The organism is Chloroflexus sp. MS-G, assembly GCF_000735195.1.
Classification (GTDB): Bacteria; Chloroflexota; Chloroflexia; order Chloroflexales; family Chloroflexaceae; genus Chloroflexus.
In genome coordinates this window covers 1-15181 of the sequence record NZ_JPIM01000049.1, presented here as the reverse complement: position 1 = coordinate 15181, position 15181 = coordinate 1, and the positions used below count along the sequence as shown (strand labels likewise).

The window sequence follows — 15181 nt, the reverse complement described above, 5'->3', positions numbered from 1 at the left end:
TTTTCAGTGTTCTCAAACAGAGCAACGATCCTGGGTGCGCGGGCCTCCGGCCCGCATTCTGCAATATACGGCGCAATTTCGTCATTTGTTGCATCAGCAAACCGTCAAGGGCGGTTTTAGAACCCGCTCCTACCGGTGCGGTCATATGCAGCAGATTAGGAATCTCGCCGTTCCTCTCGTCTGCCAGACAGGGGAAGACGTTGGAAAGCCCTGTCTGAATCGATTGAGTGAGATTGATTCAGATATGCTACAATGCGCGGGCAGAGTTGCAATCGTAGATGACGTCCGGCGATCAGAACGTTTATGGATACACTGGCAGGAAAGCGAATTGTGCTTGGGGTGTGCGGTAGCATTGCCGCCTACAAAGTGGCACAACTGGCCCGTGATTTGACCCTGGCCGGGGCAGTGGTAGATGTGATTCTGACCGAGGCAGCCGAACGGTTTGTCGGTAGGGCAACGTTTCAGGCGTTGACCGGTCGTCCGGTGCTGACCGATATGTGGAGTTTACCGGAAGACGGGGTGGTCGGTCATGTGAGTCTTGGTATGCACGCCGATATGGTTGTGATCGCACCAGCGACTGCCAATACCATTGCCCGTCTGGCCGCCGGTCTATGTGACGATCTGCTGACAACGACTGTTCTCGCAACACGCGCACCGCTGCTCATCGCACCGGCGATGAATCCGGCAATGTACGAGCATCCGGCAACCCAGGCCAATCTGGCCACATTACGCGCCCGCGGAGCATACGTGCTCGAACCAGAGGTTGGACGAATGGCTGAGCCGGTGAGCGGCCGCGGACGCCTCCCTGAACCGGCTGATTTGCTGGCCGAAATCCGTGCGTTGCTGGGCCGTCAGATCGGTCGCTTGCGCGATCGGCGAGTAGTAGTAACAGCCGGTGGTACTCGTGAGCCAATTGATCCGGTGCGTTATATCGGGAATCGCTCGTCGGGTCAGATGGGGTATGCGTTAGCGACCAGGGCACGTGATTTGGGGGCAATGGTGACCTTGATAAGTGGGCCAACCGCTTTACCCCCACCGCGAGCAGTAACCTTCGTTCCGGTTGAGACAGCACTTGAGATGCGTGAGGCAGTGCGGGCGGCCTGCCAGCAGGCAGATATGCTGATTATGAATGCAGCAGTGGCCGATTTTCGGCCAGCTTCTGTGTCGGACGAGAAGATCAAGAAACGCGACGATGAAGGGATGATGCTTCATCTGGTGCAGAATCCCGATGTCGTTGGTGAGTTGGCCGGTCGGCGTGACCTCTTTAAAGTTGGTTTTGCCGCCGAAACAAACGATCTGTTGCGTAATGCGCGAAGTAAACTGCAACGCAAAGGGCTGAATGTGATCGTAGCAAATGATGCTGTTGCCAGCATCGGTCAGCCTGAGATTGCGTTCATCGTGCTTGATGATGAGCGCGTTGTAGAATTACCACGTTTGCCTAAAGCTGAGGCTGCGGCAGTACTACTTGATCTCATTGTGGAACGTTTTGAGCAGTGGCTGAACGTACAGCCGTTGTCTGTCAGAGAGATTGAGGAGCAATGACGACAGAACCGCAACCAAATCAATCTTCACCTGAACCATCGCCGACGTCACGGTCAACACGCCGGTTGACGGCGCCGCAATCGCTACGAGCCGCGCCAAAGGCCCCTACGCAGCAGGTAGCACGCGCCGAGGTGAATGATTTGATCGCTGCGTTGGGTGATCCGGGTCATCCGCGTCACGCGGAGGCAGTTGATCTGTTGACAGCTATGGGGGCAGCCGTTGTGCCGGCGTTGTGTGATGTCGTTGGTCCCGATCAACCCTGGTTAACGGTATATCGAGCGACTGAAGTGTTAGCCCAAATCGGTGATGGTCGGGCAACCAGGCCACTTATCAATGCGCTGAAACATCAGAACGCCAATGTGCGTTGGGGGGCAGTACGCGCCTTGACTCAGGTTGGCGATGTTCGTGCGCTATTAGCGCTTCGCGAGGTAGCTCGTTCTGATCAGGGTCGTACCAGTTGGGGTGAATCGGTGGCCGATGTGGCCCAAAGTGCCCTGGAGCTGCTCAAACGGCGAAGTATCTGGACCCAGAGCCTTGAACTGGTGAAACTGGCCGTGGTGAGTGTGATCTTCCTTTTGTCAATGGCTTTGGCCTTCGGGGTTATCGGGGCGTTACGAAACGAGCTTGAACAATTTGGCCGGTATGTCCCTGGTCAAACGGAATTACCAACCCTGGTCTTACCGACCCCAAGACCGACGGCTACACCGCGACGACCGACTGCGGCAGCGCAACCAACAAATCTCCCGGCAGCAACTCAGGCTATTACCGGCACGGCCTTACAGGTCGCGAATGTGCGACCCTTGCCCGGCACCAACAATCAGCCTATCGGACGGATTAATGCCGGTGATGAAATTATCTTCCTTGCCCGCACTGCTAACGATCAATGGTATCTGATCCGACTTGGCGAACGGCGTAGCCCTGATTCATTTATCGCCAATCCTGATGGAAGCGGCACCGGTTGGGTTAATCGGGCGTTGGTTTCACCCCCCGCAGTGGAAGTGCCTGTTCAGGAGCCGTTGCCGCTGACGATACCAACAGCAACTCCGTAACAAGGTTCCTGAAATGTCATTCCCTCACCTCTTCTCCCTCGTAAAGAAAAGAGAGGAAGGGAACAAGATATGCAGAGGGCAAGATGTTCAGACATGCCCTGAAAAGTTTCCCAGGTGTGTGACTAGGCACGACACGTTGTGAGTGGTCATCAGTTATGCCACGCAACAAGATGCAGTACCGGGTTCTACAATTGTGATCAAGCATTTCCGAACGGTGATCATTGGATGTATCACGGCATTGGGCTGGGCCAGTCTTGCCGGGATCGTGATCGTTCTCCTCTACCAGGCGCCTATGCGCCGGGCATTTGATATTGGCAATAACGATGCCGGAGTAGTGCAGGGTTTTGCCGAACCAGAACGCTTCCCTACCTCAGAAGGGAGCGGTTTTGATGGATTGGTCAGACGTGTCTTGCCAACGGCGGCCCTGCGTTTCCCGCAGCTTGGAACACCGGCTGCGGTGACGATGCGCTGGCTGGCGCCGACGGGAGTGCCAGTCGTCGTGCAGATCAACGATGAGCTGCGTGTGCAGTTGGTAGCGCAAGGGCAATGGGAAGAGCAAACCGTTGTCTTAACCGGCGGCTGGCGCAAAGCGTTTGATACCGTTGTACGGATCACATCGCCAGCAGCGGATCAGATACTGCTTGACCGGATTGAGATAACGGTCTTGCCACCGGTATGGCCTCACCCGGCACAGTTGTTGTATGCCGGACTTGTTGGCGTGCTGTGCGGGGTATTGTTTGCTGGACAGCCACGATGGCAACCGGTACTGACCATTGTCGGTTACGGTATTGGATGGCTTCTGCTCTATCGCGACAGTCCTTATCCACTTATCTACCTGCCACCGATCAGTGTCGCAGTGTTAGGAGCTGCTACGCTGGTCAGGTACTGGCCCATTGTGGTAACACGCTGGCCGCAGTGGGCCACACCGTGGCTTGTCGTCTGTCTCATAGGAAGCTGGGTAAGTTGGCTGCTACCGGCAATGCAGGCACACGTAACATTGGCCCGGCCCGGCGTCGAAAACGATTTTCGAGTCTTTGCAACGCGCGATACGTTATCGGCCATCTTTCAAGCTGATGGTTTTTACAATCTTGGCTATCCACTCTTGCTTTGGCTGGTACGTCCTTTGACGCACGATAATCCCTTTCTGGCCGCGCGTTTGATCGCACTGGTTGCCGGAGGCATCTTGATCGGTGCTGGCTATTGGCTGGCACGCTGTTTGCTTGCTCCAGGACCATCATTGCTGGCCGCTGGCTTCCTGGCGTTGAGCGGAATGGTTGCGCAGTACAGCTTGCTGATCGGCAGTGATATGCCATTTGCAGCCCTTATGACCCTGGCAGTAGCGGTGACGTTGCGGGTCAATACGCACACACATGCAGCAATAGCCTTGCTCGGGGGGGCGCTGGCCGGAGCAGCTTTTCTACTACGGCATCCGGGTTTGATCTTGCTCTTGTGGGGAGGAATCACGGTCTGGTATAGCGCTGGTTGGCGAATGGCGATATTGTTTGGAACAGGATTTGTGTTGGCCGCGTCACCACAACTCACCGTGAACATATTGCAAACCGGTCAGCCATTGTTCAATCAGCAGGCCAAAAATATCTGGTTGGCAGTATATGCCAATACCGATTGGTCACGCTGGAATGAAGTCCCGAACAGTATTACTCTGCACGAGGTGATTGGCCGTGATCCATTACGTTTCTTGGGCAACTGGGGGCGGAATGTGATCGGTTTCATCGGTGCCGGTGCAGAGGACGTAAGTGAGTTTGGGCGTGCCGATCAGTTGCGCTTACTCGGTTGGCCGGTCAACTGGCTGGCCATTGGGGGCCTGGTGATAGCAAGCTGGCTGGCGTGGCAGAAACGTGCTGACAGACGCTGGTTCGCCATCTCAGGTTTGATCGGCGTATATGTATTGGTGATTGCCACTGCGTTTATTCTGCCCCGGTTCTTCTTGCCACTCGCGCCGTTGTATGCGGTTGCCGCCGCGTGGGCAATGCAGCAGCTATGGAGAGGTCAGCGCCAGTTGTTGATCGCTACGCTCATCATTGCCATCCTCTTGAGTGTCGGGCCAGGTGCAGCGGTGCAGGCTGTGCTGTCTGCCCAGCCGCCGGACGAAGTGGCCGCTGTAGCGTTGGTACGACAATCGTTACCCACCGATAATGTGAGCATCGTGGCTGCAATTCCCGACCGTTTGCCACTGGCAAAGTATTCAGCGATTGCCCATCTGATCAAGTTTCGTGTGCCAGTAACGGTTACCGCGAACGAATTACAGGCCATAGCCGCCGATTATCTGCTGTGGGATCAGGCGCAAGGCGCACCACCGATCCCTGAATCAGAGCGACATCGAATTGGTGAAGGTCGCTTTGTGCTGTACGCGATGAGAGGAGGAAGAGGAGAGGAGTGATAGGAGCAGATTTCATTACGTCTGGTACAGTTAGAACGGTATATGAGAGCAGCAAGCATGTGCAGTTGTGGCATCTGGATGTAGTGCAGGTCATGCAGCTATCACACCGGCAGAGACGCATCTGCTGTGTCCAGATTTAGGAGAGCGAGCAGCACAAATGCTATCTTCGTCCGTTGAGAAAGCAACAATGGCCGAAACATCTTATCAAAAGTCGCAATCGCGAACGTTTATACAACCACTGCTCTGGATAGCTATCCTCATCGTGATTGGGTTGATCTTACGCCTCTGGTTTCTGGCCGTTAACCAGATCGATCCACGCTTTTCGGCAGCCGATGATGGCGACTATTATCTGCGAGCACTGCAATTTGCAGTCACCGGTGAATATCAAGACAACTCCTGGCTCATCCGGCCACCGGGACACATCTTCTTCTTCGCGGCGATGTTACGGATCGGATTGTGGTTGGGTGATCCAGCGATCGGTATTACCCTCATCCGGGCAGTGCAGATCGGCCTATCACTGGCGCTCATTCCCCTCGGCTACGACCTGGCACGACGGCTCTTTCATCCGCGAGCCGGTCTGATCTTCGCGGTTGTACTGGCGATCTGGATGCCGCTGGTCGAGTTACCCATTCTTATTCTCAGCGAGCCACTCTTTTTCTTTATGCTCTTTCTGCACGTATGGTTTCTGGTTCGCTGGCGTGATGAGCATCGTAGTGGTTGGTTGATTGGCGCCGGAATCACGCTGGCAATCGCTGCTCTCGCCCGTTCGCCCGGTCTGTACGGTGCATTGTTCGCCGTGATCTTCATCGTGACCCAGGTGTGGATGTCTGATCGTCAACTCCGGGGGCAGCGGCTAATGCTGGCGTTGCTGGCGTTTCTCCTGCCTTTTGTGCTGACGATAGCGCCCTGGACGATTCGCAATTATCTGGTCTATCGCGACATTATTCTGATTGACACCTTAGGGCCGGTTAATCTGTGGATCGCGATGAGCGATGCCGTCCATGAAGGTCGTGGTGAGGGTGAGGCGAAGGCGATCCTTATGGCGCTGCCACAGGCAGAGCGGCAACGCTTTGTCAGTAGTGAACTGCGCCGAATTGTTCAGACTGAGCCCTGGCGGCTGACCCGTAATCTCTGGCCCCATTTTCGGCATATCTGGAAGGCACAGTTTATCGAAGATTTTCTGGTCAAGGCTAGCTTCTTTACCCGGCCATTACGAGATATTTGGCCGCTTGGGTTGGCCGGTGATCTGATCTGGATAATATTCACCCTGGCTGCGCCCTTCACGCTTTTCGGTCGTTGGCATGAAGGACCGATCCGGTTATTGGCTTGGAGCTGGATCGGCTATACGTGTCTGATGGTCATGTTGATCCACGTCGAGCCGCGCTACCTACTGCCGGTCTGGCTATGGATGGCATTGTACGGTGCCGCAGCATTAGCCCAGATTGGTCGGCAACGCTGGCGGTTCGATTGGGTTGCAGTGGGGGCGCTTACCATCAGTGTGGGATTAGGGTATCTCATCTTGAGTTACCGTGATTATCCGGCAATTCTTCGGGCAGGGATCGCACGTGAGCAAGCGTGGTCTGCGGCAGTAACTGCGCTTGAGCGCAATGATGTGCAAGCTGCCGAGCAGGCATACCGTCAGATGTTGGCTGCTGATCCAGATTTTGCCGATGGTCAGGCAGAATTTGCGCGCTGGTTACTCGCGCGACAGCGCTACGATGAGGCCTGGCAGGTTATCGGCAACTATCCCACCCATCGTGGTAACCTTGTACGTGGGGCGTTAGCACGTGCGCAAGGCGATACAGCAACCGCTATCGCCTACCTGCGCGATACCGAAGAGCGAGCCGGTGAAGATGTGCAACGGCTGGCATTCTATTGGTTGTCACCAGCGCCGACAAAGACACTCACGGTAGGTACCGATCTCGATCTTGGCTATTTGTATGGATTCTCATTCGGTGAACGAGCTGGCGGTGAACCGTTTCGCTGGTTGCAGGGCAACGGCGAGATTCGATTGCCGCTACCGACACCTTTACGTGGCAATGAAACACTGGCTCTGCGTCTAACCGCGCCGCAACCGACAACACTCAGTGTTACAATAGGCCGACTGCAATATGCAGTCAACGTTGCACCAGGTGGCTGGCGAGTGTATCATCTGCCAATACCGACCGAAATGCACGGTACGCAAGAGGTGCGAATCGCGCTCAGGGCGCCGACCTTCTTGCCCTATCAGCATTTTGCCGGAAATACCGATGCACGTCCATTGAGTGTTATGGTACAGCGTATATCAATTCGGTAAATCGTCATGCAACAGGTAGATACAACAGCAACGGCCATGAATGTTGCCACGCCGGAATACCCCTTTACGGTAAGTGTTGTGATACCGGCGTATAATGAGGCCCACGGTATTGCCCAAGTCGTTGAGCGGATCAGGACGGTATTGCCCCATGCCGAAATCGTCGTTGTTGATGATTGCTCACAAGATGAAACAGCGCGTGTTGCCCAGGCTGCTGGCGCACGAGTCATTCGTCATCCGATCAATCGTGGCAATGGCGCAGCGGTGAAGACTGGGATTCGGCGTGCCCACGGCGAGGTGGTGCTCTTGATGGATGCCGACGGACAGATGGATCCGCGCTTTATTCCCGATCTGCTGGCGGGGATTGCTGCTGGCTATGATATGGTTGTTGGGGCACGTACCCGCGAAACGCAAGGTGATTCGTTGGTGCGTAGATGGGGCAACCGTGCTCTTGATATGCTGGGCAGCTATCTGGTTGAAACGGAAGTACGTGATCTGACCAGCGGGTATCGGGCGATACGCCGCGAAGTGATTATGGAATTCATCAATCTGCTGCCGAATCGCTATTCCTACCCAACCACCAGTACCCTGGCGCTGCTCAAAGCCGGGTATAACGTTGGCTATGTGCCGGTGACCGGTCAGCGCCGACAGGGCGGTCGCAGTGGTCAGAAACTCTTGCGCAATGGTATCCGGTTTGGTCTGATTATCTTGCGGATTGTCTCACTCTTTGCCCCACTGCGAGTCTACCTACCGGTCGCACTTTCGATGCAGGTATTAGCCTTGATGTCGTTTTTGATTAGCTTTTTCATCACCGATCCATTCCGCTTCCATATCCCCAATTCGGCAGTCGGCTTATTTGTTGGCAGCATCATCATCTTTATGTTTGGTCTGAACGCCGAACAAGTGGCAGCGCTCCGATTTCAGCGTCCGTTTCGTAACGACGAGGAGGGGTAAGGAGCGTATGCGTCGGCTGGTTTCGTGGTTGTTACGCTTGATCGGTCCGTTGCTCTTGCTGGTGTTTATTGCTACCAGCGATTTGCGTTTACTGTGGGATATTCTTCGTTCGGCTGAGCCGGCGCCGGTCATCTGGTCACTGGCGTTGTTTCCACCGTTCATCATCATCAAATCCTGGCGCTGGATTCAGATTATGCGGGGGATGCAACTCGATCTTGATCTACCGACAGCCTGTGCGCTTTATACGGTTGGCCTGTTTTATGGCACAGTGACACCGGGGCAGGCCGGTGATCTGTTGAAGGCCGTGTATCTGCGTGAACGCGGCATCCCGACAGCACCGGCCTTGCTCTCGGTGGTGCTGGATCGACTCTGTGACCTGATCGTGATGGCAGCTCTGGGTACAATCGGTGTGTTTGCGCTCGGTCGCCTCTTGCCGAGCCGTGAATTGCAGCAGGCGATTGTCATCTTGACCGGCACCGGGCTTGTGCTAATGAGCGTACTGTTAACTGCGCGTAAACCGCGCTCGTGGCTGCTAACGACGATTTTGCCGCGATTGGCGCCTCGTTTGCGTGCTCGTCTTGACCGCTGGAATGAGCAGATGCACAGTCTGACGCTGACAACCGGCTTAATCGGCATTGTAGGCGGCGCGACCTTCATCTCGGCCAGTTTTACCTTTCTACGCATTTGGTTGCTCTTCCTTGCTCTTGATTTAAGTGCGGTGCCGTTATTGGTTGTCGTTGGGGCGACGGCACTGATCTCGGTCTTGCAGGTGTTACCGATCTCCTTTGGCGGTGTGGGCATTCGCGATGTGGTGTTATTCGCGATACTCTCTGCCTACGGCTATACCCAGGAACAGGCGCTCACGCTTTCAGTCCTGTTTTTGTTGATTAACATCGAACATCTGCTCATTGGCTTTATCGTTTCGTTCTGGTTTCCGCTTGGTCGCAGTGGTACAATATCTTTATGACGTACAATCGCTACGCCGCTGTTTATGATGGGAGTGGTCAGATACGGTTTGCCATCCTGACCGCCATCTATTTAGAGGAGGTATTGCAGCGTCACCCTGTATCAGGGCGGCGGGTACTGGATATTGCCTGTGGTACCGGAACGCTGTTGGCAATTCTGGCTGAGCGTGGTTGGGAGGTGTCAGGGCTTGACGCCTCGGCAGCAATGCTGGCCCAGGCTGCGGCAAAACTGGCCGCTGTTCCAACCCGCGTAGAGCTGTGGCAGGGAGACATGCGCGATCTGGCAGGATTGCTGCCGGCCAATACGTTTGATCTGGTGACATGTACTTACGATAGTCTGAACTATTTGATCGGAAGCAACGATCTGGCAGCCTGTCTGCGCGGTGTGGCACGAGTATTGACGGCGGGTGGTTTGTTTGTTGCCGATATGAATACCCGCCACTTTCTGGCTTATGATTGGGGAGAATGCACGTTTAGCGAACAACCAGCGTATATTCAGGTCGAACGAACCTTCTTCGATCCGTCCAGTAATGTGTCTACGATGTGGCTGACCGGTTTCATCGGCAACGATCACGAAGGATATGAACGTTTCGATGAATTGCATATCGAGCGGGCATATCCGAGCGAGCTGGTTGCGGCATTCATTGAAGCTGCCGGGTTGCAGATCGAAGGATGTTACGACGGATTTACCTTTCAACCACCGACTACAACAACTCAGCGTCTGTGCTGGGTTGCCCGTAAACCACTATGCCAAAACTGCTGATCTTATCAACTGGGGGTGCCTTAACGATTCGCCGGGCGTTAGGTGCGCGTGATGATCAGCCATTCACGTTGCGCTCAGACCTGACGGTTACTGTCGAAGAGTTTGCCAATCTGCCCGGCAGTCATCTGACGCCGCAGCAGATATTTGCCCTGAGCCAGCGTATCCAGAATCTGCGCGACAGTTTCGATAGTATCCTGGTGACAACCGGTAGTGACACGTTGGAGGAGACCGCTTTTCTCATCGATCTCTTGCTTCCTGAAGGCCCGCCGATTGTCATTACCGGTCTGCCGCGCCTCAGTGGTAGTGGCTTCCCTGACGCGAACGGGCTTCTGGCAGCAATCACGGTAGCCGCGGCTCCGTCTGCTGCTAATCTAGGCGTGTTGGTCGTCGCTGATGGTGCGATCTACGCTGCAACAGCCGTGCAGATGCAGTTTAGTCAGGGTATTGGGATGATCACAGCGCCGACAGGATTCTTGGGGCGGGTCGAGGGTGATCAGGTGTACATTCGATTACAGCCGCTGAACCGTCAATGGATTGCGGCCCCGCGACTGGTTGAACCGGTCGATCTGATACGCATCGGCCAGGGTGCCGATGATCGCCAACTACGCCACAGTATTGCTGACAATGTTGCCGGTATTGTCATCGAGACGTTCGGCAGCGGGCGGATACCACCGTGGTGGCTACCGGCTATCAGCGAGGCCATTCAGCACCGTATTCCGGTTGTTGCTGTCAGTCGGGCTGGTGTCGGTGGAATGGGGGATGAATTCGGGTACGTCGGCGCCTACCATGATCTGCGCAAGCTGGGGGTCATTTTTGCCCCTAATCTGAGCGGGATCAAAGCCCGTTTGAAGCTCATGGCAGCGTTAGCGGTGGCGCGTTCGCCTGCCGAGTTACGGGCGCTGTTCCAAGAGCGTAAGGATAGTTGAGGGGAGAAATGCAGTTGGTAGTCGCGGCTTACCTGCTGCTGGCGTACACGATAATAGAGGAGTAGAGGACGATGGAAGTACTACCGCCGCCAGAGGCAAAAGCAGAGTATGTCGAGCAAATGTTTGCCCGAATTGCTCGCGGCTACGATCGGGTTAACCGGGTGATGACCTTTGGCCTTGATCAGGGTTGGCGACGCAAAGTTGTTGAATATGTTGCGCCACCGGTCTATGGTCGTGCGCTTGATGTGGGAACCGGTACGGGTGACTTTTTACCTGAACTTGCCGCATGGGCGCGTGAAGGGTTAGTCATTGGGGTCGATTTTACCGTCCCGATGATGCGGGCTGGGCAGCCCAAAATCGCCGACCTGGTACACCGTGGTCGTGCGGCCTTTGTTGCCGGTGATGCGCTACAATTACCCTTCCCTGACAACACCTTCGACGCAATCACAACCGGTTTCGTGCTACGGAACGTAACCGACATTCCCGCCGCGTTGCGCGAAATGTATCGCGTAGCCCGACCAGGCGCAACAATGGCGTGTCTAGAAGTGGCTCGACCGCGCAACCCGCTTTTGCGCTGGGGGCATCGCATCTATTTCGAGCAGGTGGTACCCTGGATCGGCGCGCTGCTTGGTGGTGATCGCCGGGCCTATACCTATCTACCGCAATCGGCGCGGCTCTTTCCCCCACCCGATAAGCTGGCAACGATGATGCGGGATGCTGGCTGGCAACACGTCTTTTACCGTTTGTACGGACTGGGGGCAGTGGCTATTCACGTCGGTGCTAAGGTATAGTCAGGATCATACGCATATCAAACGCTTCACTCGCACGAGGTGGCCCGATGTATTACGATGACGATCACAACGATAACGACATTCGCCGGCGTGCTCGGTTGCTCATGCGTTCGCGGCGCTCAGAAGACTGGATCGACGATGACTGGGAGATGTTGCCTAGACGCTACTCCCGGTCACGACGGGCCGGTGGTGGGTTATCGGTATCGTTCCTTCTTTTGCTCATAATCGTGCTGGCCGTTGGAATCGGTGGCTTCTGGATCGCACAGCGCATAAACGCCGTAGGAACGGCACTACCCAACCTGCAAGTGATTGTCCAGACCCCGACCCCACAAATTGTCAGTGGAGCGGCAGTAGTTCAGCGGATTCAGCAACTGAGTCGTCTCGAAACCAGCAAATACACAATTGAGCGCGTGATCGATGTGCGGCAGAGCAGCAACATTCCGATTATCGGTGACTGGCTTGCCAGTGACGCCTTGCTGTTGATTGCACACGGTACGGTTGTAGTCGGGGTTGATCTGAGCCAGATCACGGCTGATGCAGTAACCGTTTCTGCCGATGGGAGCCGGATCACCGTTCGTTTACCTCCGGTGCAGGTCTTTAGCGCAACCCTTGATAATAGCAAAACTCGCGTGTACAGTCGCGACCGGGGCTTGCTGGCGCCGGAAAATCCACATCTAGAGACCATCGCTCGCCAGGCTGCTGAGCAGCAGATTTTGCAGGCGGCTTGTGACGATGGGATCATGGAAGAAGGGACACGTAATGCAGCGTTGGCACTACGTCAGTTTCTTGGCCTGATCGATGGGGCAGTTGTTGAGGTCATCACATCGCCACCAGCAGCGTGTACCGTTACACCCTGATAGAGGCTTGTCAAGGCACCGGAAATGAGTGTTCCGTATGGAGTATTGATAGGGGGATTGGGTGCGTACACTGACGGATACCTGGTTTCATTATGTCTGACCGCCGGTTATCAGGCTCTGGCAGTACGAGGCGTCCAGGCACTGTTTGACACCTTGAGTCGACAGATTGATCTAGCCTTGATCGATCTGCCGGACAGAGAGCATCTTGCTCAGCTTACAGAAGTGACCAGCCACTTCAAGGGTATCTTGATCATTCTTGGCCCACGCGATGATCGGCTGACCGTCGAGGCCTTCCATTATGGTATCGATGATTATATTGCACGACCCTTTCGCGCCGACGAACTGTTAGCGCGTATGCGTGCCCATTTACGGCGTTATCAACGTAGTATGCCACCTCCCTTCACGATTGGTCCGTTCACCCTTGATCTGGCAGCCCGACGCATCTCGTTCAACGATACCCCTCTGACGCTCAACCTGCCTTCGTTTGCGCTTCTCAATGTTCTGTCCGAAGCTCCTACCCGTCTGTTTACCGCAACCGAACTCTTGACCCAGGTCTGGGGACGTGCCGAGGCGACCAATCTCGCCCTTCTCAACACGACCTGGCAGCACCTGCGCCACCAGGTCGGAAATGCAGTTGATGTATTGGTCGGTGATGTCCGGCAAGGATTTGCTCTTTTGGCTCCCTCACCTTCCCCCTAGCCCCTTCCTCTCTACCACGGGGAGAGGAAGGAGCCGGACTCTAGCTTGACTTCTAGTACGCGATAGTGTACAACGGTGCTCATGGAAAACACCATGCGCACAGGGAAAGCCGCAACACTCCTTGGTGTCTCGGTCAAGACGTTGCAGCGTTGGGAACGCGAAGGAAGGCTGATTCCGGTGGCCCGAACGGACAGCAACCGCCGTCTCTCCCCTGAGACGCAAATCCGTGAGGTCATCGGTTTGCGGCAGGCGAACCATGCGCCAACCACGCTGGTCGCCTCCTGTCGGGTATCGCGTGCGGCACAGCAGCCGGACCTGGCGAATCAGCGCAACGTGCTGGAAGAGGTCGTGGTGGCGACGGGATTGGCGGGGGTCGAGGGTATCGAGGAAGTGGGCGGCGGGTTGAACGTCACGCGCAAGCGGTTGCTGGCCCGTATGGACGAGATCGGGCGACGGGACGTCACGATGCTGATCCTCGCGCACCGGGACCGCCTCACCCGTTTCGGCGTTGCGTGGTGCGAACATGACGCCAAAACCCATGGCTGCGAAGTGCTGGTGCTCACCCAGGAACGGCTGTCTCCCGAACCGGAAATGGGGCAAGACGTGATGACCATCGTGCACGGTTGTTCGTCTCGGCGATACGGTGTGAGGAACGATCGAAAGCAGGTGGATGCAGCGCTGAAACAGGATGCCCATGGCGTCAAACAGGCCCAACCATGCAACGAACCCACACGATCGCTCGTTGCCCGACTCCTGAGCAAATCGACTACTTCAAGCGCGCCTGCGGCACGGCGCGGCGTGTCTGGAACTGGGCGCTCAATGAGTGGAACAGGCAATACGCAGCAGGCGGCAGGCCAAACGCCATGGCGCTCAAAAAACAGTTCAACGCCATCAAGTACACCGACCCGCAGTGGCTCGATGAGAGCGGCCGGCCTTGGGTGCAAGACATGCACCGGGATGCCCACGCCCAGCCGTTCAGGAATCGTGCCAACGCATGGGAACGGTTCTTCGCCGACCTCAGGGAGGGCAAAGAAGCGCACGAACCACGGCTCAAGAAAACGGGCCGTTGCCGCGACAGCTTTTATGTGGCCAACGACAAGTTCCGTCTGGACGGCAAGACGATCCGTCTGCCCAGGATCGGCGAAGTCGCCATGACCGAGGAACTGCGCTTCGCGGGCACGATGTTGGGCGCGACGGTCTCGCGCACCGCAGATCGTTGGTTTGTGGCAATACAGGTCGAGGTGCCTGATGCGCAATGCTATCGGCGTCGCACGGCGCACGAGGTCAACGGCCTCGACCTGGGCGTTACGGCTGCCGCAACGATCTCCAGCGGTGAAGTCGTTGAGGCGCCCAAGCCGCTCAACGCAGCGCTGCGTCGTCTAAACATCCGTAGCCGACGTCTCAGCCGCAAGCTGCAAGCCGCCAAGAAGGCAGCAGGATGTGAACGCCGTGCCCGCCTGCCCAAAGGAACGCGCCTGCCGGTATCGAACAACCGGCGAACGTCCGCTGCGACATTGGCAAGGCTGCATGCCCGCCTTGCCAATCTCCGAGCGGATTTCACCCACAAGCTCACGACTCGACTCTGCCGCGAACACCAAGCGTTCGTGATCGAGGATGGAAACGTCAAGGGGATGCTCGCGAACGAGAAGCTCGCTCGCGCCATCGCTGACGTGGGCTTTGGGATGTTGCGCTCGCAGGTGGAATACAAGGCGAAACGCTACGGAACGCGGTTGGTTATTGCTGATCGCTGGTATCCAAGTAGCCGACTGTGCTCCATTTGTGGCTGGAAGAACGAGGCGCTGACGTTGCGCGATCGAGAATGGGTGTGTGCCGAGTGTGGTGCGCACCACGACCGTGACCTCAATGCGGCGCGGAACCTGAAACGGCTGGCAACCGAAACTGCCCTACCCGTGGCGAGTCCGACCAGTAATGGCGGCGCTGCGG

12 protein-coding genes and 1 pseudogene are annotated in these 15181 nt (G+C 56.1%); all 13 read left to right on the top strand.

The annotated features are described in order from the left end of the window. Window positions 1-303 precede the first annotated feature (303 nt). A complete protein-coding gene (gene coaBC / locus JE47_RS0110515) occupies window positions 304-1542 on the top strand; it encodes a bifunctional phosphopantothenoylcysteine decarboxylase/phosphopantothenate--cysteine ligase CoaBC (RefSeq protein ID WP_031459716.1) in 1239 nt (412 codons plus the stop codon). After that, window positions 1539-2591: an SH3 domain-containing protein gene (locus tag JE47_RS0110510; protein WP_031459715.1), complete on the top strand. Its 1053-nt coding sequence runs from the start codon at window positions 1539-1541 to the stop codon at window positions 2589-2591. Before coaBC ends, JE47_RS0110510 begins: the two co-directional genes overlap by 4 nt. A gap of 193 nt (window positions 2592-2784) precedes the next feature. Further along, the gene (locus tag JE47_RS0110505) at window positions 2785-4989 is read left to right on the top strand and encodes a glycosyltransferase family 39 protein (RefSeq protein ID WP_035419333.1); all 2205 of its coding nucleotides are present in this window, start codon (window positions 2785-2787) and stop codon (window positions 4987-4989) included. 187 nt (window positions 4990-5176) lie between these two features. Further along, on the top strand, window positions 5177-7285 hold the full coding sequence (locus tag JE47_RS0110500; protein WP_051871130.1) for a glycosyltransferase family 39 protein: 2109 nt from the start codon (window positions 5177-5179) through the stop codon (window positions 7283-7285). A 6-nt stretch (window positions 7286-7291) separates the two neighbouring features. Then, a complete protein-coding gene (locus JE47_RS0110495) occupies window positions 7292-8236 on the top strand; it encodes a glycosyltransferase family 2 protein (RefSeq protein ID WP_031459712.1) in 945 nt (314 codons plus the stop codon). 7 nt (window positions 8237-8243) lie between these two features. Beyond that, window positions 8244-9203 carry a lysylphosphatidylglycerol synthase transmembrane domain-containing protein gene (locus JE47_RS0110490; RefSeq protein WP_031459711.1) on the top strand — a complete coding sequence of 320 codons (960 nt, stop codon included), beginning with the start codon at window positions 8244-8246 and terminating at the stop codon, window positions 9201-9203. Continuing rightward, window positions 9200-9964, top strand: a complete 765-nt coding sequence (locus JE47_RS0110485) for a class I SAM-dependent methyltransferase (protein WP_031459710.1) — start codon at window positions 9200-9202, stop codon at window positions 9962-9964. The genes JE47_RS0110490 and JE47_RS0110485 overlap by 4 nt, the downstream gene beginning before the upstream one ends. After that, window positions 9949-10890, top strand: a complete 942-nt coding sequence (locus tag JE47_RS0110480; protein ID WP_031459709.1) for an asparaginase — start codon at window positions 9949-9951, stop codon at window positions 10888-10890. The genes JE47_RS0110485 and JE47_RS0110480 overlap by 16 nt, the downstream gene beginning before the upstream one ends. A gap of 71 nt (window positions 10891-10961) precedes the next feature. Further along, window positions 10962-11681 carry a bifunctional demethylmenaquinone methyltransferase/2-methoxy-6-polyprenyl-1,4-benzoquinol methylase UbiE gene (ubiE, locus tag JE47_RS0110475; RefSeq protein ID WP_031459708.1) on the top strand — a complete coding sequence of 240 codons (720 nt, stop codon included), beginning with the start codon at window positions 10962-10964 and terminating at the stop codon, window positions 11679-11681. Between the two features lie 47 nt (window positions 11682-11728). Next, complete coding sequence (locus JE47_RS0110470; RefSeq protein ID WP_031459707.1) at window positions 11729-12538, top strand: DUF4230 domain-containing protein; 810 nt, start codon at window positions 11729-11731, stop codon at window positions 12536-12538. Window positions 12539-12562: 24 nt separating this feature from the next. Then, entirely contained in the window at window positions 12563-13237 is a 675-nt protein-coding gene (locus tag JE47_RS0110465) for a response regulator transcription factor (protein WP_031459706.1), read from the top strand. Window positions 13238-13318: 81 nt separating this feature from the next. After that, window positions 13319-13960 (top strand): annotated as a pseudogene (locus JE47_RS22525) (IS607 family transposase); the annotation flags it as partial. Further along, a partial coding sequence (locus JE47_RS0110455; RefSeq protein ID WP_031459704.1) for an RNA-guided endonuclease InsQ/TnpB family protein occupies window positions 13954-15181 on the top strand: 1228 nt, incomplete at its 3' end. The pseudogene JE47_RS22525 and the gene JE47_RS0110455, both read left to right, overlap by 7 nt.

What these genes read in the sequence shown, in the direction of transcription:
- JE47_RS0110490 (WP_031459711.1), top strand. Translation starts at nt 8,244, where the DNA reads ATGCGTCGGCTGGTTTCGTGGTTGTTACGCTTGATCGGTCCGTTGCTC.
- JE47_RS0110495 (WP_031459712.1), top strand. Translation starts at nt 7,292, where the DNA reads ATGCAACAGGTAGATACAACAGCAACGGCCATGAATGTTGCCACGCCG.
- JE47_RS0110480 (WP_031459709.1), top strand. Translation starts at nt 9,949, where the DNA reads ATGCCAAAACTGCTGATCTTATCAACTGGGGGTGCCTTAACGATTCGC.
- JE47_RS0110465 (WP_031459706.1), top strand. Translation starts at nt 12,563, where the DNA reads ATGAGTGTTCCGTATGGAGTATTGATAGGGGGATTGGGTGCGTACACT.
- coaBC (WP_031459716.1), top strand. Translation starts at nt 304, where the DNA reads ATGGATACACTGGCAGGAAAGCGAATTGTGCTTGGGGTGTGCGGTAGC.
- JE47_RS0110485 (WP_031459710.1), top strand. Translation starts at nt 9,200, where the DNA reads ATGACGTACAATCGCTACGCCGCTGTTTATGATGGGAGTGGTCAGATA.
- JE47_RS0110510 (WP_031459715.1), top strand. Translation starts at nt 1,539, where the DNA reads ATGACGACAGAACCGCAACCAAATCAATCTTCACCTGAACCATCGCCG.
- JE47_RS0110470 (WP_031459707.1), top strand. Translation starts at nt 11,729, where the DNA reads ATGTATTACGATGACGATCACAACGATAACGACATTCGCCGGCGTGCT.
- ubiE (WP_031459708.1), top strand. Translation starts at nt 10,962, where the DNA reads ATGGAAGTACTACCGCCGCCAGAGGCAAAAGCAGAGTATGTCGAGCAA.
- JE47_RS0110500 (WP_051871130.1), top strand. Translation starts at nt 5,177, where the DNA reads ATGGCCGAAACATCTTATCAAAAGTCGCAATCGCGAACGTTTATACAA.